At 65.6% G+C, this 21,293-nt stretch carries 20 protein-coding genes; 9 read left to right on the top strand and 11 right to left on the bottom strand.

What is annotated here, in order from left to right; translation table 11 throughout:
- The first annotated feature begins 405 nt into the window (after window positions 1–405).
- Window positions 406–1,281 (top strand): diaminopimelate epimerase, encoded by an 876-nt coding sequence (dapF, locus tag I6F12_RS34980; protein WP_036024567.1) that lies wholly within the window; start codon window positions 406–408, stop codon window positions 1,279–1,281.
- Window positions 1,281–2,534: a tRNA (N(6)-L-threonylcarbamoyladenosine(37)-C(2))-methylthiotransferase MtaB gene (gene mtaB, locus I6F12_RS34985; RefSeq protein WP_225114543.1), complete on the top strand. Its 1,254-nt coding sequence runs from the start codon at window positions 1,281–1,283 to the stop codon at window positions 2,532–2,534. The genes dapF and mtaB overlap by 1 nt, the downstream gene beginning before the upstream one ends.
- A gap of 167 nt (window positions 2,535–2,701) precedes the next feature.
- Here the strand turns inward: mtaB and I6F12_RS34990 are convergent, their stop codons facing one another.
- Window positions 2,702–3,811 (bottom strand): DUF2336 domain-containing protein, encoded by a 1,110-nt coding sequence (locus I6F12_RS34990; protein WP_225158369.1) that lies wholly within the window; start codon window positions 3,809–3,811, stop codon window positions 2,702–2,704.
- Between the two features lie 254 nt (window positions 3,812–4,065).
- A complete protein-coding gene (locus I6F12_RS34995; protein WP_192893016.1) occupies window positions 4,066–4,767 on the bottom strand; it encodes an RNA pseudouridine synthase in 702 nt (233 codons plus the stop codon).
- A gap of 57 nt (window positions 4,768–4,824) precedes the next feature.
- Between I6F12_RS34995 and ftsY the strand changes: the two genes are divergently transcribed.
- Entirely contained in the window at window positions 4,825–5,769 is a 945-nt protein-coding gene (gene ftsY, locus I6F12_RS35000) for a signal recognition particle-docking protein FtsY (RefSeq protein ID WP_036008849.1), read from the top strand.
- Between the two features lie 122 nt (window positions 5,770–5,891).
- Window positions 5,892–6,494, top strand: a complete 603-nt coding sequence (locus tag I6F12_RS35005; RefSeq protein ID WP_036008846.1) for a septation protein A — start codon at window positions 5,892–5,894, stop codon at window positions 6,492–6,494.
- A 165-nt stretch (window positions 6,495–6,659) separates the two neighbouring features.
- Here I6F12_RS35005 and I6F12_RS35010 read toward each other — a convergent pair whose 3' ends face one another.
- From I6F12_RS35010 to ccmA, 5 genes are all read right to left on the bottom strand, one after another.
- Complete coding sequence (locus tag I6F12_RS35010; RefSeq protein ID WP_036008843.1) at window positions 6,660–7,253, bottom strand: DsbE family thiol:disulfide interchange protein; 594 nt, start codon at window positions 7,251–7,253, stop codon at window positions 6,660–6,662.
- Window positions 7,250–7,435 (bottom strand): heme exporter protein CcmD, encoded by a 186-nt coding sequence (ccmD, locus tag I6F12_RS35015; protein ID WP_036040763.1) that lies wholly within the window; start codon window positions 7,433–7,435, stop codon window positions 7,250–7,252. The genes I6F12_RS35010 and ccmD overlap by 4 nt, the downstream gene beginning before the upstream one ends.
- Entirely contained in the window at window positions 7,432–8,223 is a 792-nt protein-coding gene (locus tag I6F12_RS35020) for a heme ABC transporter permease (RefSeq protein ID WP_225152571.1), read from the bottom strand. The genes ccmD and I6F12_RS35020 overlap by 4 nt, the downstream gene beginning before the upstream one ends.
- A 91-nt stretch (window positions 8,224–8,314) precedes the next feature.
- Complete coding sequence (gene ccmB / locus I6F12_RS35025) at window positions 8,315–8,983, bottom strand: heme exporter protein CcmB (protein WP_225130742.1); 669 nt, start codon at window positions 8,981–8,983, stop codon at window positions 8,315–8,317.
- A gap of 127 nt (window positions 8,984–9,110) precedes the next feature.
- Window positions 9,111–9,713, bottom strand: coding sequence for a heme ABC exporter ATP-binding protein CcmA (gene ccmA, locus I6F12_RS35030; RefSeq protein ID WP_225145417.1), 603 nt, complete (start codon window positions 9,711–9,713; stop codon window positions 9,111–9,113).
- A 241-nt stretch (window positions 9,714–9,954) separates the two neighbouring features.
- Between ccmA and acnA the strand changes: the two genes are divergently transcribed.
- The 3 genes from acnA to I6F12_RS35045 all read left to right on the top strand — a co-directional run bounded on the left by acnA (window position 9,955) and on the right by I6F12_RS35045 (window position 14,585).
- The gene (gene acnA / locus I6F12_RS35035) at window positions 9,955–12,675 is read left to right on the top strand and encodes an aconitate hydratase AcnA (RefSeq protein WP_036040732.1); all 2,721 of its coding nucleotides are present in this window, start codon (window positions 9,955–9,957) and stop codon (window positions 12,673–12,675) included.
- A gap of 231 nt (window positions 12,676–12,906) precedes the next feature.
- Window positions 12,907–13,683, top strand: a complete 777-nt coding sequence (locus tag I6F12_RS35040) for a DUF1223 domain-containing protein (protein WP_057026569.1) — start codon at window positions 12,907–12,909, stop codon at window positions 13,681–13,683.
- Window positions 13,684–14,213: 530 nt separating this feature from the next.
- Window positions 14,214–14,585 carry a DUF2794 domain-containing protein gene (locus I6F12_RS35045; RefSeq protein ID WP_036008814.1) on the top strand — a complete coding sequence of 124 codons (372 nt, stop codon included), beginning with the start codon at window positions 14,214–14,216 and terminating at the stop codon, window positions 14,583–14,585.
- 130 nt (window positions 14,586–14,715) lie between these two features.
- Here I6F12_RS35045 and I6F12_RS35050 read toward each other — a convergent pair whose 3' ends face one another.
- The 4 genes from I6F12_RS35050 to I6F12_RS35065 form a co-directional block, all read right to left on the bottom strand.
- Entirely contained in the window at window positions 14,716–15,246 is a 531-nt protein-coding gene (locus I6F12_RS35050) for a GNAT family N-acetyltransferase (protein ID WP_036008811.1), read from the bottom strand.
- 250 nt (window positions 15,247–15,496) lie between these two features.
- Complete coding sequence (locus I6F12_RS35055) at window positions 15,497–16,288, bottom strand: Bax inhibitor-1/YccA family protein (protein ID WP_036008808.1); 792 nt, start codon at window positions 16,286–16,288, stop codon at window positions 15,497–15,499.
- Between the two features lie 280 nt (window positions 16,289–16,568).
- Window positions 16,569–19,139: an FtsX-like permease family protein gene (locus I6F12_RS35060; RefSeq protein ID WP_225158370.1), complete on the bottom strand. Its 2,571-nt coding sequence runs from the start codon at window positions 19,137–19,139 to the stop codon at window positions 16,569–16,571.
- A complete protein-coding gene (locus I6F12_RS35065; protein ID WP_036024603.1) occupies window positions 19,136–19,855 on the bottom strand; it encodes an ABC transporter ATP-binding protein in 720 nt (239 codons plus the stop codon). Before I6F12_RS35065 ends, I6F12_RS35060 begins: the two co-directional genes overlap by 4 nt.
- A gap of 55 nt (window positions 19,856–19,910) precedes the next feature.
- Between I6F12_RS35065 and I6F12_RS35070 the strand changes: the two genes are divergently transcribed.
- Window positions 19,911–20,546 carry an arylesterase gene (locus I6F12_RS35070; RefSeq protein ID WP_225158371.1) on the top strand — a complete coding sequence of 212 codons (636 nt, stop codon included), beginning with the start codon at window positions 19,911–19,913 and terminating at the stop codon, window positions 20,544–20,546.
- Between the two features lie 176 nt (window positions 20,547–20,722).
- Window positions 20,723–21,259, top strand: coding sequence for an RNA 2',3'-cyclic phosphodiesterase (gene thpR, locus I6F12_RS35075; protein ID WP_027572985.1), 537 nt, complete (start codon window positions 20,723–20,725; stop codon window positions 21,257–21,259).
- Window positions 21,260–21,293 lie beyond the last annotated feature (34 nt).

The following is a 21,293-nucleotide window of genomic DNA, read 5'->3' on the forward strand; positions in this document are numbered from 1 at the left end:
CACTTGCAGCCGGGGCGGGCGAAGCCATCGGGGCCGGCGAGGGACTTGCCGATGCGGCCGGCGCCGGGCTCGCGGTCTGCGCCAGAGCGCCTGACAGCCCATGCGACAAGGCCGCAGCCGGGATCAGCGCGGCCAAAGCGAGGCGACGAAAAGTGTTCATTTTATTCTCCCCGAGGCCCGCTTCGTCGGGGCCTCAATTCATCAAGGCCTTACCCACCAAGGCCTTAACCCGTCCGCGCATCCCGGTTCGCGCGAACCGCGCCGTTCTAACACGCGAGCGCCGAATTCGTCCCATGACAGATGCGTCATGGCAGGCAACTTGCCCGATGTCCCGACCCGGGTGGCAAATCACTGGCCAAGCAGCCGAGGATCGCCATATAAGGCAGGCGAAATTCGGGAATTTTCATGAGCGCGCTGGCCAACCACGCATTTGCCAAGATGAACGGCATCGGCAACGAGATCGTCGTTGTCGACTTGCGCGATTCGGCGGCCAAGGTCACGCCGGACGATGCCCGCGCCGTCGCGTCCGCGAACGGCGGCGTGGCTTACGACCAGCTCATGGTGCTGCAGAGGCCGCGGCTCGACGGCACCGAGGCCTTCATCAGCATCTACAACAATGACGGCTCGGAGGCCGGTGCCTGCGGCAACGGCATGCGCTGCGTCGTGCGCCGCATCTTCGAGAAGACCGGGCAGACCAGTGCGACCTTCGAGACGGCCGCCGGCCTGCTCAATGCCTGGCAGGGTCCGGCGCCCGACCTCTACACAGTGGATATGGGCGCGCCGAAATTCGGCTGGCAGGACATTCCGCTGGCGGAAGAGTTTCGCGACACCCGCTACATCGAATTGCAGATCGGGCCGATCGACAATCCCATTCTGCATTCGCCCTCAGTGGTGAGCATGGGCAATCCGCACGCGGTGTTCTGGGTCGACGACGTCAACGCCTACGATCTCGGCCGCTTCGGTCCGCTCTTGGAAAACCATCCGATCTTCCCCGAGCGCGCCAACATCACGCTCGCCCATATCGTCGATCGCGAGCACATCACGATCCGCACCTGGGAGCGCGGCGCCGGCCTGACCAAGGCGTGCGGGTCGGCGGCCTGTGCCACGGCGGTCGCCGCCGCGCGGCTGAAGCGCGCCGAGCGCAAGGTCGAGATCACATTGCCCGGCGGCAAGCTCGGCATCGAATGGCGCGAGCGCGACGACCACGTGCTGATGACCGGCACCGCGACCTTCGAATATGAGGGCAGCTTCGATCCGGCGCTGTTCGCGCCGGTCGCCTGATGGCCGTCGACATCGTCACCTTCGGCTGCCGCCTCAACGCCTTCGAGGCCGAGGTGATCCGCAGCAAGGCGGAAGTCGCAGGGCTTTCCGACACCATCGTCATCAACAGCTGCGCCGTCACCAACGAGGCGGTGGCGCAGGCGCGCCAGTCGATCCGCAAGTTGAAGCGCGAGCGCCCCGAGGCGCGCATCGTCGTCACCGGCTGCGCGGCGCAGACGCAGGCTGCGATGTTTGCGGGCATGGCCGAGGTCGATCGCGTCGTCGGCAATGACGACAAGATGCGCGGCGAAGCGTGGCGGGAGACGCGCCACGCTTTCGATCTTGGCGCCAGCGAGAAGATCGCCGTCAGCGACATCATGGCGGTGAAGGAGATGGCGCCGCACCTCGTCGATGGCTATGCGAGCGGCCTGCCGCGCGTCTTCGTGCAGGTGCAGAACGGCTGCGATCATCGCTGCACCTTCTGCATCATCCCGTTCGGCCGCGGCAATTCGCGCTCGGTGCCGATGGGGGCGGCGGTCGAGCAGGTGCGCGCCCTGGTCGAACGCGGCCATGCCGAGATCGTGCTGACCGGCGTCGATCTCACCAGCTATGGTGCGGACCTGCCCGGCGCGCCCAAGCTCGGCATGCTGACCAAGCAGATCCTGCGCCATGTGCCCGAGCTCAAGCGCCTGCGCATCTCCTCGATCGATTCAATCGAGGCGGATGACGACCTGCTCGATGCCATCGCGGAGGATGCGCGCCTGATGCCGCACCTGCACCTGTCGCTGCAGTCGGGCGACGACATGATCCTGAAGCGCATGAAGCGGCGGCATTCGCGGCAGGATGCGATTGGCTTCTGCGAGCAGGTGCGCCGCCTGCGCCCCGATGTCGTCTTCGGCGCCGACATCATCGCGGGCTTCCCGACCGAGACCGAGGACATGTTCTCGCGCTCGCTCGACCTCGTCGAGCAATGCGGACTGACCTTCCTGCACGTCTTCCCTTATTCGCCGCGGCCCGGCACGCCCGCCGCGCGGATGCCGCAGGTGGCGGGGCCGGTCATTAAAGAGCGTGCGAAGCGGCTGCGCGCGGTAGGAGAGGCGGCGCTGCAGCAGCGGCTGCAAGCCGAGATCGGCGCAAGGCGCGATGTGCTGATCGAGAGCGAGGGGCAGGGCCGCACGGAGCATTATCTGCCGGTGGCGATTGCGGGCGAGCGGGTGGGAAGCATCGTGCGGCTGAAGATTGCTGGCATTGATGGCGAGCGGCTCACGACGTAAGCAGCTGCTCTCTTCCTTCTCCCCTTGTGGGAGAAGGTGGCGCGAAGCGCCGGATGAGGGGTTGTATCCGCGCAATCGCATTGAGAGGTCATGCGCGGAGAGAGGCCCCTCACCCGTCTCGCCGCTCTCGCGGCGAGCCACCCTCTCCCGCAAGGGGAGAGGGAAAACTACGACGCCCTGACCTGCCAGAATCGCAGCGTGCGCTTGGCGTTCTCCGCCGTCATTCTCGCAAAATGCCCCTGTGTCCTCGCGATGTCCGCGGGCGTCATCGCGCCTGTCGCGAAACGGCATTCGAGCACGGCCATGGTGGTCTCCCAGCTGAGCTGTGCGGCCTTGCACGGCACCAGCAGGCCGTCCTCGCGGAGACTCTGCATCAGCGGTCGGATCACCTCGACCGTCGATCCCGACAACGCCGCCAGCGCCGCCACCGTCTCCTCATAGCGCCGCTGTGTGGCGAAGCCGAGCAACGTCGCCTCGTCGAGCTGGCCGGTGGCCTTGAGGCCGGCGATGGCGCGCTTGGCACCTTCGAAATCGCGCACCGCCGACATTTCGCGTTCGGCGCCGATGGCGACGGCGGCGATCGCGCTCTGGATCTCCTCGAACAGATGCGGCGGGGCGCGCGACAACAGGCGGGTGCGCACGGCGTCCGTCGCCGAGCGCAGCAATTGGCGGCGCAGCTCCAAGGGCAAGTCGACGCGGACGCCGACACTGACTGCGAGCTCCGGATCGCTTTCGGCCTGGCCGACGATGATGGCGAACCCTTTTCCGGAGACGCGCGCGCCGGGATTGGCCGCAAGCCGCCGGCTGACGCTGGGGTAGCGGCGCGCCAGCAGCGCGTCGGTGACGATCTCCTTCAGCCACCAGCGGCCGGCGACCGCGAGCAGATGCGGCTCGCCCTTAGCTGATGCGATCTTCACCAGCTCGCCGTCGTCGAGGCGCGCGGATTCCTGCAGCACGGGGCCGGCGATGCGGATCTCGTCATTGTTGGCGAGGCGGCGGATCACCGACGGCGGCGCCTGCGCGATCGGCGCCAGCTGCGCGCTGATCTCGGCCAGCGCCACGCGCGCTGCCACATCGGCGATGGCGCGCAGCTCGATGGTGCCGATCAGGCGCTCGAGCACGTCGTCGAACAGCGCGATCTGCTCGTCGTCGAAATTGCCGGCGGAGGAGAGGAACAGCTCGGTGACGCGCCGGGCCGTCGCCAGGCCCTTTTCCGGCGAGCCGATCCGCAGTGCGGATTCGACCTCGTCGATGATCGATAGCCCGGAATTGGTCATCGCGCGCGGCTCGTCCTGAGCGGTTACGGAAGCTTGTTCTAAGCAACCGTTATCATTAGAGGCGAGCGCTGAAGGTTTCGTAAACCATGGCACGGTAGCCGAGCACAGCCGCTTCTCGACCGACCACCGCTCCTCATCCCGAGGAGCCCGCGAAGCGGGCGTCTCGAAGGATGGATGCGACCGCGATGCGCCTGCGGGGCCTCTATGGTTCGAGACGGCGCTGACGCGCCTCCTCACCATGAGGGTCTAAGAGGCTACTCCCCCTTCCACCCGCAGGCCCGGAGCTTCTCGTGCATATGCGGCGGGGCCGGCGCCACCACGCGGACCGGCTCCTTGTTCCGGGAGATCGGCACCACGATCTCGCGCGAATGCAGGTGCAGGCGCGGCTCGCCGAAGCGCGGACCGTTGCCGTAAATGTTATCGCCGAAGATCGGCCAGCCGCTCGCGGCCGCATGCACCCGCAATTGATGGGTCCGGCCGGTCACCGGTTCCATGGCAAGCCAGGTGAAACCGTCGCCCCGGCCCATCACCTTCCAGTTCGTGATCGCCTTCTGCCCTTCCGGATCCGGCTTCTGCCACCAGCCGCGTTCGGCATTGAGCCGGCCGAGCGGCATGTCGATGGTGCCTTCGTCCTCGGCAGGGCCGCCTTCGACCACGGTCCAGTAGGTTTTGCCGATCTTGCCGTGCTTGAACAAAAGGCCCAGCGATGCCGTCGCCTTGCGGTGGCGGCCGAGCACGAGGCAGCCCGAGGTGTCCTTGTCCAGCCGGTGGGCCAGCACCGGCGGTCGCGGCAGGCCGAAACGCAGCGCGTCGAAGGAATCCTCCAGATTGGGGCCACCCTTGGGGCCGCGATGCACCGGCAGGCCGGCCGGCTTGTCGATGACCAGCATCAGGCCGTCGCGATGGAGCACGCGGCCTAAGATCTCATCGGCGGTCAATTGGGGAACATCGAGCAATCGCAGGACTTTCGGTCAAGGCTTTCGTTTACGGGCCGGAACGGCTAACACGCCACCATGAACGATACCACCTCCGAGACCCCCAAGCTGAGCTGGTGGCGCCGCCTGTCCAACGGGCTGAAGCGCACCTCGTCCTCGCTCGGGACCGCGGTCGCCGACCTCGTCACCAAGCGCAAGCTCGACCGCGCCATGCTTGACGACATCGAGGACGTGCTGCTGCGCGCCGACCTCGGCACGTCAGTCGCGGTGCGCATTGCCGATGCCGTCGGCACCGGCCGCTACGACAAGGCGATCTCGGCGGACGAGGTCAAGGACGTCGTCGCCACCGAGGTCGAGAAGGTGCTGTCGCCGGTGGCAAAGCCGCTCGTGATCGATGCGGCAAAAAAGCCGTTCGTCATTCTCGTGGTCGGCGTCAACGGTTCCGGCAAGACCACCACGATCGGCAAGCTGTCGCAGAAATTCGCCTCCGAAGGCCGCAAGGTGATGCTGGCCGCCGGCGACACGTTTCGCGCCGCCGCCATCGAGCAGCTCAAGGTCTGGGGCGAGCGGACGAAGACGCCCGTCATCGCAGGCGCGCAGGGCTCGGATTCCGCAAGCCTTGCCTTCAACGCGCTCACCGCGGCGAAGGAGCAGAATGTCGACGTGCTGCTGATCGACACCGCCGGCCGCCTGCAGAACAAGGCCGAGCTGATGAACGAGCTCGAGAAGGTCGTGCGCGTGATCCGCAAGGTGGATGACACTGCGCCGCATGCCGTGCTGCTGGTGCTGGATGCGACCGTCGGCCAGAATGCGCTGTCGCAGGTCGAGGCCTTCCATCGCACCGCCGGGGTCACCGGCCTCGTGATGACCAAGCTCGACGGCACCGCGCGCGGCGGCATCCTGGTGGCGCTCGCGGAGAAGTTCAAGCTGCCGGTGCACTTCATCGGCGTCGGCGAAGGCGTCGACGATCTCGCGCCCTTCACCGCGCGCGACTTCGCCCGCGCCATCGCCGGAATCGAATAGCGTCATCCTTCGAGACGCCGCTTGCGCGGCTCCTCAGGATGAGGTCGTGCCACACATGAGGTCCTCATCCTGAGGAGACCGCGAAGCGGTCGTCTCGAAGGATGGGAGATACGGAAGAGAGAATGGACAAGACCCAGCCGCATCCGCTGTTCAAGCTCGCGACCGAGCTCGGTCCGCTGCTCGTGTTTTTCTTCGTCAACGCGAAGTTCAATCTGTTCGCGGCGACCGGCGCCTTCATGGTGGCCATCGCGGTCGCGATGGCCGCCTCTTACATCGTGACGCGCCACATCCCGATCATGGCGATCGTCACGGGGGTGATCGTGCTGGTGTTCGGCACGCTGACCCTGGTGCTGCACGACGAGACCTTCATCAAGGTCAAGCCGACCATCATCTACGGCCTGTTCGCCGCGATCCTCGGCGGCGGCCTGTTGTTCGGCCGTTCCTTCATCGCCGTGATGTTCGACCAGGTGTTCAACCTGACGCCGCAGGGCTGGCGCATCCTCACCTTGCGCTGGGCGCTGTTCTTCGCCGGAATGGCGGTGCTGAACGAGATCGTCTGGCGCACCCAGAGCACGGATTTCTGGGTGAACTTCAAGGTGTTCGGCGTCACTCCGATCACGATGATCTTCGCCATCGCCCAGATGCCGCTGACCAAGCGCTATCATCTCGCGCCGGTCTCGCTGGAGAGAAGCGAGGCCGAGGCGGGGGATGTGAGCAAGGGTTAGGCGAAGGACAGGCGAAGCGTCGCTCCACATACCGCTGTCATGCCCCGGCTTGACCGGGGCATCCAGTACGCCGCAGCTTCTCCGTATACGACTGGCGTCTCTGGAATACTGGATCGCCCGATCAAGTCGGGCGATGACAGTTGAGCGTGTGGTACGAGCGCGGCATCAGCTTCCTGCCTTCAGCGCCTTCTCCAGCTCCGGCATCAGCACGGCCTTGAGATTTTGCGGCGTGATCGGCCCGACCAGCTTGTAGACGATGGTGCCCTCGCGCCCGACGACGAAGGTCTCCGGCACGCCGTAAACGCCCCATTCGATCGAGGCGCGGCCGTTGGCGTCGACGCCGACATGGCCGAACGGGTTGCCGTAGCGGCCGAGGAAGCGCCGCGCATTGTCGGCGGCGTCCTTGTAGTTGATGCCGACCAGCTGGAAGCGCTTGTCTTTTGCCATTTCGGTCAAAAGCGGCGCTTCGTCATGGCAGGGCACGCACCAGGACGCCCAGACGTTGACGAGGCTGACCTTGCCCTTGAACGCAGCCGGATCGAGTCCCGGCACCTGCGTGCCATTCTCTTGCAATCCCTGGAGCGGCGGCAGCACGGTTTGCGGTGCGGGCCGGCCGATCAGCGCGGACGGAATCCGCGAGGGATCGCCACTCCCGAGCCGGAACCAGAACAAAAGCGCTAGGCCGATGAAGACGATCAGCGGCAGCATCACCAGGAAGGTGCGGCGCTGCGGCGAAGCGGAGGCAGGCTGATCGCTCATCGCGGCTCCGTCGCGCTGCGGCCCGACCGGCGGGTGATGCCGCGCTGCTCCAGCTCGCGCAGGCGCTGCGTCTGGCTGCGATAATCGAGCATGACCCAGCCGATCAGGATCGCGACCACGAGGGCGACAGCTGCGTAAGACGCCACGATGAAAGAGGCATAAGGACCGAGCGACATCGTCATGCAGCCCCAGCTTCGTTGGACGCGTTGTCTTCACGCGAACCGGCGGCCACTTCGCTCGAAAACGCGATCCGGCTGGCCTGCATCATCTGCAGCGAGCGGACACGGCGGCGCAAAATCTCGTTGCGCATCGCGGCCAGGTGCAGCGTGACGAACAGCAGCGTGAAGGCGACCGCCATCACCAGCAGCGGAATCAGGAACGACTTGTCCAGCGCCGAGCCGCCCATGCGCATCACCGAGGCGGGCTGGTGCAGCGTGTTCCACCAATCGACCGAGAACTTGATGATCGGCAGGTTGATGGCGCCGACCAGGGTCAGCACCGCGGCGGCGCGCGCCGCACGCGAGGGATCGTCGACCGCGCGCCACAGCGCCATCAGGCCGAGATACATCAGGAACAGGATCAGCACCGAGGTCAGCCGCGCGTCCCACTCCCAATAGGTGCCCCACATCGGCCGGCCCCAGAGCGAGCCCGTGAGCAGTGCGAGGAAGGTGAAGGCGGCGCCGATCGGAGCTGCGGCCTTGGCGGCGACGTCGGCGAGCGGATGCCGCCACACCAGCGTGCCCAACGATGCGATGCTCATCACGCCCCACACGAACATCGACAGCCAGGCATTGGGCACGTGGATGAACATGATCTTGACGGTCGCGCCCTGCTGATAGTCGTCGGGCGCGAGCGCAGCTTGATAGAGACCGATCGTGAGCAGGATGATTGTCGCGGCCGCCAGCCACGGCAACACCCGCGCTGTCAGCGCGAGGAACCGCGTGGGGTTGGCGAGGTCGATCAGCGTCATGGTATCCTGATAATCACCGGGGGCCGCTCAGGCAATCAGCACGAAAGCCCGTCGCGAAAGTTGATCGGGGTCAAGGTCGGCCCGGTCCATTTCAATCGAGACCATGCCGCAGGCTCGCTGCGGCCGCGAACGGGCCGATCACGAGGCTGACCAGCGACAGCGCGCACAGGATCGAGAACGGCGCGCCGAAAGTCATCGGGCCGACGATCACCGCCTGCGAGGCCGCAACGCCGAAAATCAGCACGGGAATCGACAGCGGCAGCACCAGCACCGCCATCAACAGCCCGCCGCGATGCAGCGTCACCGCCAGCGCCGCGCCGATCATGCCGGTGAAGGTCAGCGCCGGAGTGCCCGCCAGCAGCGTCAGCGCCACCGCGGCCGTGGCGATCATGTCGAGGTTGAGCAACAGGCCGAGCACGGGGGTTGCGACAATCAGCGGCAGGCCGGCGGCGAGCCAATGCGCCAGCGCCTTGGCGGCGCAGGCGAGTTCCAGCGGCGTCCGGCTCATCGTGATCAGGTCGAGCGAGCCGTCCTCATGGTCGGCCATGAACAGCCGGTCGAGGGTCAGCAGGCTGGCTAGGAGGGCGCCGAGCCAGAGGATCGCAGGTCCCAGCCGCGACAGCAGCGCCAGATCCGGCCCGACCGCGAACGGCATCAGCACCACCACGGTCAGGAAGAACAAGACCCCGATCAGCGCTCCGCCGCCGACGCGAAGCGCAATCCTGATGTCCCGGCGGATGAGGGCGGTGAGGGCGGTCATGAGAGGCTTCCAGCTTCTGGGAACGCATCCGACAGCCACAGGCACACTGCGCTCCCTTCCCCCTTGTGGGGGGAGGGAATGAAGAGAGCCGAGCCCGGCCGCTTGGAAAACTGAGGGTGCCTGAACTTCACGCCCCACCCCCGATCCGCAGCTCCCGCGATTCGATCCCGAGCGGGGCATGCGTCGCCGCGACGATCATGCCGCCGCCGGCCAGATGCTCGCGCATCAGGCCGGCGAACATGTCCTGACCGGCGACATCAAGCGCATTGGTCGGCTCGTCCAGGAGCCAGACCGGGCGGCGGACCGTCAGCAGCCGCGCCAGCGAGAGCCGGCGGCGCTGTCCCGCGGACAGGAATCCGGCGGGCAGATGGATGGCGTGGTCGAGCCCCACCTTGGCAAGGCTCTCGACGGCATCGAAAAGCTCGCCGCCGAGAAAATCAGCCCAAAACGTCAGGTTTTCGGCCACGCTCAGCGCCGGCTTCAGGGCATCGCGATGGCCGAGATAGTGGCACTGCTCCGCCAAAGTCAGCTCACTATGGCCCCCCTCCAGCGCGATCGTCCCGCCGGCCGGAACGAGCAGGCCCGCGATCAGCCGCAGCAGCGAGGTCTTGCCCGATCCATTGCGGCCGACCACAGCCACGGCCTCGCCCGACCCGGCCGCGAAATCGAGCCCGGCGAACACCTCGCGCCCGCCCCGCACGCATCTCAGCCCGTGACCTGACAGCCGCATGTCGCCTTGGTTCAGTCCGCTCACAGCCGGGCCTCAGGAAATCTTGGGGTAGCGCATGGGAATTTTTGGCTCGCGAATTGCTGCGGCACGATAGTGGCTGTGGCGGCGCGGTTAGAAAGCTTCTATAAGCCCGGAACTACTTGATGCAGCAACTCAACCTGCCCCTGCAAGCGGCCCAGCCTGATACGCTGACGGTGTTAAAATACCCTGCCGGGTATAACTAGCAATTGGGATCTCCTACATGACCTCGCTCGACAGCTTCAAATGCAAAAAGACTCTCAAGGTCGGCGCCAAGACCTATGTCTATTACAGCCTGCCCACCGCCGAGAAGAATGGTCTGAAGGGAATTTCGAAACTTCCCTACTCGATGAAGGTCCTGCTCGAGAATTTGCTGCGCAACGAGGATGGCCGCTCGGTCAAGAAGGAAGACATCGTCGCGGTGTCGAAATGGCTGCGCAAGAAGTCGCTGGAGCATGAGATCGCCTTCCGCCCGGCGCGGGTGCTGATGCAGGACTTCACCGGCGTGCCCGCGGTGGTCGACCTCGCCGCGATGCGCAACGCGATGCAGAAGCTCGGTGGCGAGCCTGAGAAGATCAACCCCTTGGTGCCCGTCGATCTCGTCATTGACCATTCCGTGATCGTGAACTTCTTCGGCGACAACAAGGCTTTCGGCAAGAACGTCACCGAGGAATACAAGCAGAACCAGGAGCGCTACGAGTTCCTGAAGTGGGGCCAGAAGGCCTTCTCGAACTTCTCCGTCGTGCCGCCCGGCACCGGCATCTGCCACCAGGTCAATCTCGAATATCTGGCCCAGACGGTCTGGACCAAGAAGGAGAAGATGACCGTCGGCAAGAAGACCGGCACCTTCGAGGTGGCCTATCCCGATTCGCTGGTCGGCACCGATTCGCACACCACCATGGTCAACGGCCTTGCCGTGCTCGGCTGGGGCGTCGGCGGCATCGAGGCGGAAGCCTGCATGCTCGGCCAGCCGCTGTCGATGCTGCTGCCCAACGTCGTCGGCTTCAAGCTGAAGGGCGCGCTGAAGGAAGGCGTCACCGCGACCGACCTCGTGCTCACCGTGACGCAGATGCTGCGCAAGCTTGGCGTGGTCGGCAAGTTCGTCGAGTTCTTTGGCCCCGGCCTCGACCACCTCTCGGTCGCCGACAAGGCGACGATCGCCAACATGGCGCCCGAATACGGCGCGACCTGCGGCTTCTTCCCGGTCGATGCCGCCGCGCTCGATTATCTCAAGACCTCCGGCCGTGCCTCGGCCCGCGTCGCGCTGGTGCAGGCCTATGCCAAGGCGCAGGGCCTGTTCCGCACGGCCAAGTCGCCCGACCCCGTGTTCACGGAAACGCTGACCCTCGACCTCGGCGACGTCGTGCCGTCGATGGCCGGCCCGAAGCGTCCCGAAGGCCGCATCGCGCTGCCGACCGTCGCGGACGGCTTCTCGCTCGCGCTTGCCAGCGAGTACAAGAAGGCCGAGGAGCCGGCCAAGCGTTTCCCCGTCGACGGCAAGAACTTCGACATCGGCCATGGCGACGTCGTGATCGCTGCGATCACCTCCTGCACCAACACCTCGAACCCGAGCGTGCTCATCGGTGCCGGCCTGCTCGCGCGCAATGCGGCTGCGAAGGGCCTCAAGGCCAAGCCGTGGGTGAAGACCTCGCTCGCCCCGGGCAGCCAGGTGGTCGCGGAATATCTCGCCAATTCCGGTCTGCAGCCCGATCTCGACAAGGTCGGATTCAACCTGGTCGGCTTCGGCTGCACCACCTGCATCGGCAATTCCGGTCCGCTGCCTGAGGAGATCTCGAAGTCGATCAACGACAACGGCGTCGTCGCGGCCGCCGTGCTCTCCGGCAACCGCAACTTCGAAGGCCGCGTTTCGCCGGATGTGCAGGCGAACTACCTGGCCTCGCCGCCGCTGGTGGTCGCCTACGCGCTCGCGGGCAGCGTCACCAAGAACCTCGCCACCGAGCCGCTCGGCGAGGGCAAGGACGGCAAGCCGGTGTACCTGAAGGACATCTGGCCGACGACCAAGGAGATCAACGCCTTCATGAAGAAGTTCGTGACCGCGTCGATCTTCAAGAAGAAGTATGCCGACGTGTTCAAGGGCGACACCAACTGGCGCAAGATCAAGACAGTCGAGAGTGAGACCTATCGCTGGAACATGTCTTCGACCTATGTGCAGAACCCGCCCTACTTCGAAGGCATGAAGAAGGAGCCGGAGCCGGTCACCGACATCGTCGAGGCGCGCATCCTCGCCATGTTCGGCGACAAGATCACCACCGACCACATCTCGCCGGCCGGCTCGATCAAGCTCACCTCGCCCGCCGGCAAATATCTCAGCGAGCACCAGGTGCGTCCGGCCGACTTCAACCAGTACGGCACGCGTCGCGGCAACCATGAAGTGATGATGCGCGGCACCTTCGCCAACATCCGCATCAAGAACTTCATGCTGAAGGGCGCGGACGGAAACATCCCCGAGGGCGGCCTGACCAAGCACTGGCCCGACGGCGAGCAGATGTCGATCTACGACGCCGCGATGAAGTACCAGGAAGAGAAGGTGCCGCTGGTGGTGTTCGCCGGTGCCGAGTATGGCAACGGCTCCTCGCGCGACTGGGCCGCCAAGGGCACGCGCCTGCTCGGCGTGCGCGCCGTGATCTGCCAGAGCTTCGAGCGCATCCACCGCTCCAACCTGGTCGGCATGGGCGTGCTGCCGCTGACCTTCGAGGAAGGCACCTCCTGGCAGTCGCTTGGGCTAAAGGGCGACGAGAAGGTGACCATCCGCGGCCTCGTCGGCGACCTCAAGCCGCGCCAGAAGCTGACCGCGGAGATCGTCTCCGGCGACGGTTCGCTGCAGCGCGTTTCGCTGCTCTGCCGCATCGATACGCTGGACGAGCTCGACTACTACCGCAACGGCGGCATCCTGCACTACGTGCTGCGCAAGCTCGCGGCGTAAACGCGGATTTGTGAATGATGGCTCACTGCGAAGTGAGTAGAAGCCTTAACGAAGGCGGCCTATCAAAGGCCGCCTTCGCGCGTTTGCGGTACGCTTCAGATGGGCCCGCCCGGCGGAAAACCTCCCTTTGGACGGTGGCCCGGATGGATGAATGTACCGCGCCCCGTAAGACTACGGTGACCATCCGGCGATAAGATTTCCCTCTGAGAGCAACGGTGTGCGGCGTTCGACATGACGACAATGACGGCTTCCCATCTGATTCCACGTTGGTCCGGCGCCCTCTGGTCGGGAGCTCTCGGCATATGTGCGATCATCGCCGTCATTCGTCCTGCCGAAGCTGAACCCCGCGCCGTCGTCGAATTGTTCACCTCGCAGGGCTGCTCCTCCTGCCCGCCCGCCGACCAGATCATCGGCGATCTCTCCAAGGACCCCTCCGTCATCGCGCTGAGCATGCCGATCGATTATTGGGACTATCTCGGCTGGAAGGACACACTGGCGGATTCGCGCTTCTCTGCACGGCAGCGTGCCTATTCGCGCATGCGCGGCGACCGCGAGGTCTACACGCCGCAGGTCGTGGTCAACGGCTCCACCCATGTCATCGGCAGCGATCGCACCGGCATCGAGAACGCGATCGGCAAGACCGACAAGGGCACTGGCGTGATGAGCGTGCCGGTGACGATGTCGCTCTCGGGCAAGCAGATCAACGTGTCGGTGGCCGCAAGCAAGGAGCCCACGGTCTCGCGCGGAGAGGTCTGGATCTGCTCGATCGCGAAGTCGGTGCCGATCGCGATCACCCGCGGCGAGAACAAGGGGCAGCAGGTCACCTATCACAACGTGGTGCGCAGCCTGCTCAAGGTCGGCGACTGGACCGGCCGTCCGGAGAGCTGGACGGTGCCGATCGAGAACCTCACGCGCGACGGCGTCGACGGCGCGGTGGTCTACGTCCAGGACGGCAGCCGCGAGCGACCGGGCCCGATGCTGGGTGCGGCCTACACGTCGCTGCATTGAAGCAGGCAGAACGTCTCAGCAATTGATGCTCGTCATTCCGGGGCGCGCCTCTTGGCGCGAACCCGGAATCCATTTCTCAGCTTGTGTGATGGTAAATGGATTCCGGGCTCGCGCTTCGCGCGCCCGGGAATGACGGCGGACCCGGAAACATCTCGGCACAAACAAAAAAGGACCAACTTGCGTTGGCCCTCCTTGTCGTGCGTACAGACCCGATCCTGTTCGACCCCGGGGGGCTGGGGGCTGAGGAATCCGGAACCGAAAGGACCGGGTCAACGCACGTCACCCTTTTCGCAGTGCAGGGCGGCAGGCGGTTGGCAGAAAAGCGGCGATACTATGATTCCTGCTAACGATCCCGTGACGGTTTGCCGCGACGGAGTTCCACCCTTGCGTGTGCCCTGATGCGACGCCGATTCGATGGGTCGAGCCCCTTGCGATGCGGAACGGTTGGCGCAATCATGCAATTGTCACGAACGCGGTTCCGGGACGATCTTGGCGGACGCGGGTAGCCGTGCGATGAGGAGGCGCTTCCCATGAGTCTGACGTCGGAGGATGCCGATCCGAGCGAGCAGCGCGCGGCGGCGCGTCCTGCCGCGGCGCATGCGCAGCCGAACCGGGTGACGTTCAACCGGCTCGAGCTGCACCGGATTCTCAATCTCTACGGCCGCATGGTCGCCGACGGCGAATGGCGCGACTATGCCATCGACTTCCTGAAGGACCGCGCCGTGTTCTCGGTCTATCGCCGCGCCTCGGAAGTGCCGATCTATCGCATCGAGAAGGACCCGCGCCTGGCGCGCAAGCAGGGCATGTACAGCGTGATCTCGGCGACCGGCCTGATCCTGCGTCGCGGCCACGAGCTCGAGCGGGTGCTGCTGGTGATCGATCGCAAACTGGCGGTGGTTTAGCCGAACCATCGATCGTCATTCCGGGGCGCGACGAAGTCGCTAGCCCGGAATCCATCCCTCCCTCCACCGCCCCTGCCGTTCAATGGATTCCGGGTTCGATGCTGTGCATCGCCCCGGAATGACGGATGAACTACTTCCCCGGCACCGTGCTTGCGCCCTCGCCGAGGTCGCGCTGCATCATCACGGTGTCCAGCCAGCGGCCGAATTTCAGCCCGACACTGGGATGCGTGCCGATCATCTTGAAGCCGCACCTTGTGTGCACGCCGATCGACCCGGCATTGGCGGAATCGCCGATGACAGCGATCATCTGGCGAAAGCCGCGCGCTTCGCATTCGACGATCAGCCGTTCCAGCAGCATTGAGCCGACGCCGCGGCGGTGGAAGGACGGATCGAGATAGATCGAGTTCTCCACCGTGAAGCGATAGGCGGGCCGCGGCCGGTAGGCGCCGGCATAGGCATAGCCGGCCACGCGGCCGTCCAGCATGGCGACGAAATAGGGATAGCCGCCGTCGATCAGCGCGCGATAGCGGCGCGTCATTTCCGAGAGGTCGGGCGGCTCCAGCTCGAACGTCGCCGTGCCCTCGCGGACGGCCTGCTGGTAGATGGCGGTGACGGCGGGGAGGTCGGCCTCGGTGGTGGGCCTGATATCGGGTGCGGACATGGGGGAAGGATAGAGCGTTCCCTGAGGGGCCGGAAGAGGCTGCGCTGCCTCCACACCCGTCATTGCGAGCGCAGCGAAGCAATCCAGAAATGCATCTGCGGAGGGGCTCTGGATTGCGTCGTCGCATCGGCGCAAAATTGCTGCGCAATTTTGTCGCGAGCTCCTCGCAATGACGGGGAGAGGCCGTACCCTCAAAACAAAAACCCCGGCCTTTCGGCCGGGGTTCGTGTCCGTTCTCTCGTCTCAGAGCTTACTCGCGCTGGCCGAGGAGCTGCAGCAGCAGCGTGAACAGGTTGATGAAGTTCAGGTACAGCGACAGTGCGCCGGTGATGGCCGAACGCTCTGCGACGTCACCGCCGGCCGAGGCATAGCCGTAGATGTAGTCGTTCTTCAGCCGCTGGGTATCCCAGGCGGTCAGGCCCGAGAACACCAGCACGCCGACCACCGACACGATGAACTGCAGCATCGAGCTGGCCAGGAACAGGTTCACCAGGCTGGCGAGAACGATGCCGATCAGGCCCATGAACAGGAACGAGCCCATGCCGGTCAGGTCACGCTTGGTGGTGTAGCCGTAGAGGCTCAGCGCACCGAAGGTCGCCGCGGTGATGAAGAACACCCGCACGATCGAGGTGTGCGTGAACACCAGGAAGATCGACGACAGCGAGATGCCCATCAGCGCCGCGAACACCCAGAACAGGATCTGGGCGGTCGAGGGTGCCAGACGGTTGATGCCCGCCGAGATCACGAACACCATCGCGAGCGGCGCCAGGATGAACAGCCACTTCAGGGGGCTGACGAACATGGCGTAGCCGAACGGTGTCAGGAACACCTTGCCGACGCGGACGGCGTCCGCCGTCGGAACGTCGGTCACGGCGGCCATGTAGACGCCGAGCGCGGCAAGGCCGGTGATGGCCAGGCCAATGCTCATGTAGTTGTAGATGCGCAGCATATAGGCGCGCAGGCCGGCATCGACCGTCGCGGCGTCAACACGCCCGGCGGCCCTGCCGAAAGGAGAAGCGTAGTTACGGTCTAGGTCCGACATGGTCGAATTCCCGTTGGTTGGTCCGGTCCGGCACGAGGGTCGCCATGCCGCCGGTTCGTCAAATTCTATCTCGGAGACCGCTGCCAGCCGACTGAATTTTGGCTCACAATCGGGACTCCGAACCCATCCGATATGTGGGAAACTAACACATTCGCCGCAACCTTCCACGCGCGGCTGAATGTCGCCCTCGGCGTCAATCCTGACGCGAAGCTGACCGGTAGCGTGGTTAATCGCCGAAACCGGGCCGATTCCGCCCGGCACGATCTGCCGCTACATTTTGTCACAAATTTCGCAACACCGTCGCCGGCTTTTTGTTCAATGCCAGCAGCGTGCCGGCAAGCCCGAGCCCGACGGTCACGACCAGCGCGGCGGCGACCACGCCGGCGGCGCTGCCGGCCTGCCAGACGAAGCTCAGCGTCATCAGCCGCGTCACGATCAGCCAGGCCGCGATGCTGCCCGCGATCACCCCGAACACCGCGGTGGCAAGGCCGATCAGCAGGTATTCGAGGGCATAGGCGCCGAGCAGCCGCAGCCGCGTCGCGCCGAGGGTCTTGAGGATTACCGCATCATAGACGCGGTGGCGGTGGCCGGCGGCGAGCGCCCCGCCCAGCACCAGGATCGCGGAGATCAGCGTCACGGCGCTGGCGCCGCGGATCGCCAGGGCCAGATTGGTCACCACGGAGCCGACCGTCTCCATCACCTCGCGCACGCGCACGCTCGTCACCATCGGATAGGCGTCGGCGACCTCCTTGATGATCTTGCCGTCGCCCGCCGCCTTTCCGCCCGCTTCCGTCAGCGTCGCGATATGGGTGTGCGGCGCGCCCTTGAAGGCGTTGGGCGAGAACACCAGGACGAAATTGATGCCGAGACCCTGCCAGTCGATCGTGCGCAAATTGCTGATCTTGGCCGGAATGTCGCGGCCGAGCACGTTGACCACCACCTCGTCGCCGAGCTTGAGGCCGAGCCCGTCGGCGATCTTCTTCTCCATCGAGACCAGCGGCGGGCCGGAATAATCGGCGCGCCACCATTCGCCCTCGACCACCTTGGAGCCCTTCGGCAGCTCGGCGGTGTAGGTCAGGCCGCGATCGCTCTGCAGCACCCATTCGGAATCCGTGGTCGGCTTGAGCTCCTCGGCGCGCACCCCGCGCGCGGCGACGATGCGTCCGCGCAGCATCGGCACGTCCTCGATCCTGGCGCCGGGGGCGATCTGGCGCAGATACCCATCGAACTGCTCGGCCTGCGCGCTCGGAATGTCGATGAAGAAGAACGATGGCGCCTGGTCGGGGAGCGCCGCCAGGAACTGCCGGCGCAGATTGCCGTCGATCTGGGTGATGGTGACGAGCACGGCGAGCCCGAGCCCCAGCGACAGCACGACGGACGGCGTCAGCGCGCCCGGCCGGTGGATGTTGGCGATCGCAAGCCGCAGCATCGGCAGCCGCGTCCGTGGCAGCCGTCGTGCGATCGTCATCAGCAGGGCGGCGATGCCGCGCAGCAAGGCGAACACGACCACTGAGGAGGCCACGAACACCGCGGCGATGCGCCTGTCGAACGACAGGCCGATCACGACCGTGATGAGGAGTGCGATCACGACGGCCATGAACACGAGATAGCTCGCGCGTGGCCGGTGCCATTCGGAGCTGATGGTGTCGCGGAACAGCGCGGCTACCGGCACGTCGTGCACGCGCGCGAGCGGCCACAGGCCGAAGGCGAGCGCGGTGAGGAGGCCGTAGAGGAAGGACAGCGCGAGCTCGTCGGTGTGCACGGCCGGCACCACCGGCAGCGGCAACAGCTTGCCGAACAGGCCAACGATCGCAAAGGGCATCGCGGCGCCGAGCGCCAGGCCGATCACGGACCCGATCGCGGCCAGCAGGACCACTTGCGCCAGGTAGATGCCGAACACGTCCCGGCCGGTGGCCCCGACGGCCTTGAAGGCGGCGATCACCTCGAGCTTGCGGTCGATGTGACTCTTGACGGCATTGGCGACGCCGACGCCGCCGACCAGCAGCGCGGCAAGGCCGACCAGCGTCAGGAACTGCGTGAAGCGGTTGATGTTGCGCTCGAGCTGCGGCGAGGCGTTGGAGCGGCTGCGGATCTCCCAGCCGGCCTGCGGCGCGGCGCTGCGCGCATCCGCGATGAAGGCTTCGGTGGCGCGCTCGTTGTTCGCGGCCTCCGGCAGCTTGACCCGGTAGACCCAGCGCACCAGGCTGCCGGGCTGGATCAGGCCGGTGGCGCGCAAGGCCGCCTCGCTGATCAGAAAGCGCGGCCCGAAGCCGATGCCGCCGGCGAGCTTGTCCGGCTCGGCCTCGACGGTGGAGCGGATCTGGAACGTTGCGGACCCGATCGTGACGCGGTCGCCGGTCTTGAGCGAAAGCCGCGCCAGCAGCGTCGGATCGGCGGCGGCACCGAACGCGCCGTCACGCTCGGCGAGCAGATCGGCCATCGGCAGCTTTGGTGCCAGCGTCAGCTGTCCCAGCATCGGATAGGTGTTATCGACCGCCTTCATCTCGACCAGCGCCAGCTTGCCGTCAGCCGAACGCGCCATGCCGCGCAAGGTCGCAGCCGCCGACAGCGTGCCGCGCGAACGCAGGAACGCGACCTCTTCCGGCTTGGCCTCGCGCTGGAACAGCACGAAGGAGACGTCGCCGCCGAGCAGCGTGCGGCCCTCGCGTGCGAGACCGTCGCTCAGGCTCGCCGACACCGAGCCGACGCCGGCAATCGCCATCACGCCGAGCGCGATGCAGGCGATGAAGACGTAGAAGCCGCGCAGGCCGCCGCGCAATTCGCGCAAGGCGTAGCGCAGCGACAGCGCGACGGCGTTCGGCTTCGCGAACGATTCGGCCACGGCGCTCATGCGGGCGCAGACTGCGTGTCGATGCGCCCGGAGCGCAGGCGGATGACGCGATCGCAGCGATGCGCGAGCGAGGAATCGTGCGTCACCAGCACCAAGGTCATGCCGCGCTCGGCGTGCTTGCTGAACAGCAGATCGACGATCTGCTTACCGGTGGTCTCGTCGAGATTGCCGGTCGGCTCGTCAGCGACCAGGATCGCGGGATCGGGTGCCAGCGCGCGGGCGAGCGCGACGCGCTGCTGCTCGCCGCCGGAGAGCTGGGTCGGATAATGATGCAGGCGGTCACCGAGCCCGACCGATTGCAGCTCCTCTGCCGCGCGCTTGGCGGCATCGGGGTTGCCGGCGAGTTCGAGCGGCACAGCAACGTTCTCCAGCGCCGTCATGGTCGGGATCAGGTGGAAGGACTGGAAGACGATGCCGACCTGGCGGCCGCGGAAGCGCGCCAGCGCGTCCTCGTCGAGGGCATTGAAAGGCGTGCCATTCACCACCACCTCTCCGCTATCAGGACGTTCCAGCCCCGCCATCACCATCAGCAGCGTGGATTTGCCCGAGCCTGACGGGCCGATCAGGCCGATCGTCTCGCTCCGGCCGACCCGCAGGCTGATATCCTTGAGGATGTGAACGCGTGCCGCGCCCGTGCCCAATGAGAGGTTGACGTTGGAGATGGCGATGGTGTCCGCGGTAGCGGCGAGCGAAGAGGGGTCGATGCGAGTGTCCATGGTCCGGTCATATGGCAAGTCCGCACGCGGGGTCGAGAGGCGTTACGGATTGTTCATGCACATAGCCGTGTTGATGCTCGCCGTCATGACGATGGCGAATCCCGCTTGGGCGGGTGCGACAAAACCGGTCAAGCTGGTCGTCCTCGGCGATTCCTTGAGCGCGGGCCTTGGCCTTCCGGCCCAGGAGGCGTTCCCCCAACAGCTTCAAAAAGCCTTGCGGGCCAAAGGCATAGAGGTCGACATGACCAATGCCGGGGTGTCCGGCGACACCACCTCGGGCGGCCGCGACCGGCTCGATTGGTCGGTGCCCGATGGAACTGACGGTGTCATCGTCGAGCTCGGCGCCAATGACGCGTTGCGCGGCATCGATCCCGACGTGGCGCGCGCCGCGCTGACCGACATCGTCCAGCGGCTCAAGGCGCGCAAGATTGCGGTCTTGCTCTGCGGCATGCTGGCGCCGCCGAATTACGGCGCCGAATACGCCGCGCGCTTCAATTCGATTTATCCGGATCTGGCGAAGACATTCGACGTGCCGCTCTATCCGTTCTTCCTCGAAGGCGTCGCGGCGGAGGCCAAGCTCAACCAGGCCGACGGCATTCATCCGACCGCTGATGGCGTCGACATCATCGTCGGCAGGATCATGCCCATGGTGGAGGCATTCATTGGCACGATCGCTGAGCAACGGCGTTGAAAACCAGGCAGCGCTAAACCTAATTCCCAGGGTTTTACCGGGGTGAGGCGCGGTGTGCTTCGCAGAGTCACACAACTGCGATAGGAATCAGGGTACCGGTGATTCGTCGCCGGCTCTAATTTGGATATGGTTCTCGCTGTTCGAGCACCGTACCCAAGCATCGGGAGTGCGAAACGATGCCGCGTTTGTTCACGGGTCTGGAAATTCCGGCCGAAATCGGCCAGTCGCTTTCCAACTTGAGAGGTGGCCTCCCCGGCGCCCGCTGGATCGATCCCGAAAATTATCACGTCACCCTGCGCTTCATCGGCGACATTGACGGGGCTTCCGCCAACGAGATCGCTTCGATGCTGTTTCGCGTCGACCGCAAGCCGTTCGAGGTGAAGGTGCAGGGGCTCACCAGCTTCGGCGGCCGCAAGCCCCGCGCGGTGGTCGCCACGATTGCGCCGAGCAAGCCGCTGATGGAATTGCAGGCCGAGCTCGAGCGCATGATGCAGCGGATCGGCCTCGACCCGGAGGGACGCAAGTTCATCCCGCACGTCACGCTTGCGAGGCTGCACGATGCCTCCGACCGCGACGTCGCCGATTATCTCTCGCTGCGCGGCTATTTCCCGAGCAAGGCGTTCATGGCCGAACGCTTCGTGCTGTTCTCCTCGCGCGCGTCCACCGGCGGCGGCCCGTATGTGGTCGAGGATGCCTACGAGCTGTGTGAGTAATTTCTTTCTTAACCTCTCCCCGCTTGCGGGGAGA

The organism is Bradyrhizobium sp. IC4059 (assembly GCF_020193615.1).
Taxonomy (GTDB): Bacteria; Pseudomonadota; Alphaproteobacteria; order Rhizobiales; family Xanthobacteraceae; genus Bradyrhizobium; species Bradyrhizobium yuanmingense.

Bases quoted from the DNA above. Each gene is read 5' to 3' on its own strand.
- dapF (WP_036024567.1), top strand. From the start codon at position 406: ATGAGCGCGCTGGCCAACCACGCATTTGCCAAGATGAACGGCATCGGC.
- mtaB (WP_225114543.1), top strand. From the start codon at position 1,281: ATGGCCGTCGACATCGTCACCTTCGGCTGCCGCCTCAACGCCTTCGAG.
- I6F12_RS34990 (WP_225158369.1), bottom strand. From the start codon at position 3,811: ATGACCAATTCCGGGCTATCGATCATCGACGAGGTCGAATCCGCACTG.
- ftsY (WP_036008849.1), top strand. From the start codon at position 4,825: ATGAACGATACCACCTCCGAGACCCCCAAGCTGAGCTGGTGGCGCCGC.
- I6F12_RS35005 (WP_036008846.1), top strand. From the start codon at position 5,892: ATGGACAAGACCCAGCCGCATCCGCTGTTCAAGCTCGCGACCGAGCTC.
- I6F12_RS35010 (WP_036008843.1), bottom strand. From the start codon at position 7,253: ATGAGCGATCAGCCTGCCTCCGCTTCGCCGCAGCGCCGCACCTTCCTG.
- ccmD (WP_036040763.1), bottom strand. From the start codon at position 7,435: ATGACGATGTCGCTCGGTCCTTATGCCTCTTTCATCGTGGCGTCTTAC.
- I6F12_RS35020 (WP_225152571.1), bottom strand. From the start codon at position 8,223: ATGACGCTGATCGACCTCGCCAACCCCACGCGGTTCCTCGCGCTGACA.
- ccmB (WP_225130742.1), bottom strand. From the start codon at position 8,983: ATGACCGCCCTCACCGCCCTCATCCGCCGGGACATCAGGATTGCGCTT.
- ccmA (WP_225145417.1), bottom strand. From the start codon at position 9,713: ATGCGGCTGTCAGGTCACGGGCTGAGATGCGTGCGGGGCGGGCGCGAG.
- acnA (WP_036040732.1), top strand. From the start codon at position 9,955: ATGACCTCGCTCGACAGCTTCAAATGCAAAAAGACTCTCAAGGTCGGC.
- I6F12_RS35040 (WP_057026569.1), top strand. From the start codon at position 12,907: ATGACGACAATGACGGCTTCCCATCTGATTCCACGTTGGTCCGGCGCC.
- I6F12_RS35045 (WP_036008814.1), top strand. From the start codon at position 14,214: ATGAGTCTGACGTCGGAGGATGCCGATCCGAGCGAGCAGCGCGCGGCG.
- I6F12_RS35050 (WP_036008811.1), bottom strand. From the start codon at position 15,246: ATGTCCGCACCCGATATCAGGCCCACCACCGAGGCCGACCTCCCCGCC.
- I6F12_RS35055 (WP_036008808.1), bottom strand. From the start codon at position 16,288: ATGTCGGACCTAGACCGTAACTACGCTTCTCCTTTCGGCAGGGCCGCC.
- I6F12_RS35060 (WP_225158370.1), bottom strand. From the start codon at position 19,139: ATGAGCGCCGTGGCCGAATCGTTCGCGAAGCCGAACGCCGTCGCGCTG.
- I6F12_RS35065 (WP_036024603.1), bottom strand. From the start codon at position 19,855: ATGGACACTCGCATCGACCCCTCTTCGCTCGCCGCTACCGCGGACACC.
- I6F12_RS35070 (WP_225158371.1), top strand. From the start codon at position 19,911: ATGCACATAGCCGTGTTGATGCTCGCCGTCATGACGATGGCGAATCCC.
- thpR (WP_027572985.1), top strand. From the start codon at position 20,723: ATGCCGCGTTTGTTCACGGGTCTGGAAATTCCGGCCGAAATCGGCCAG.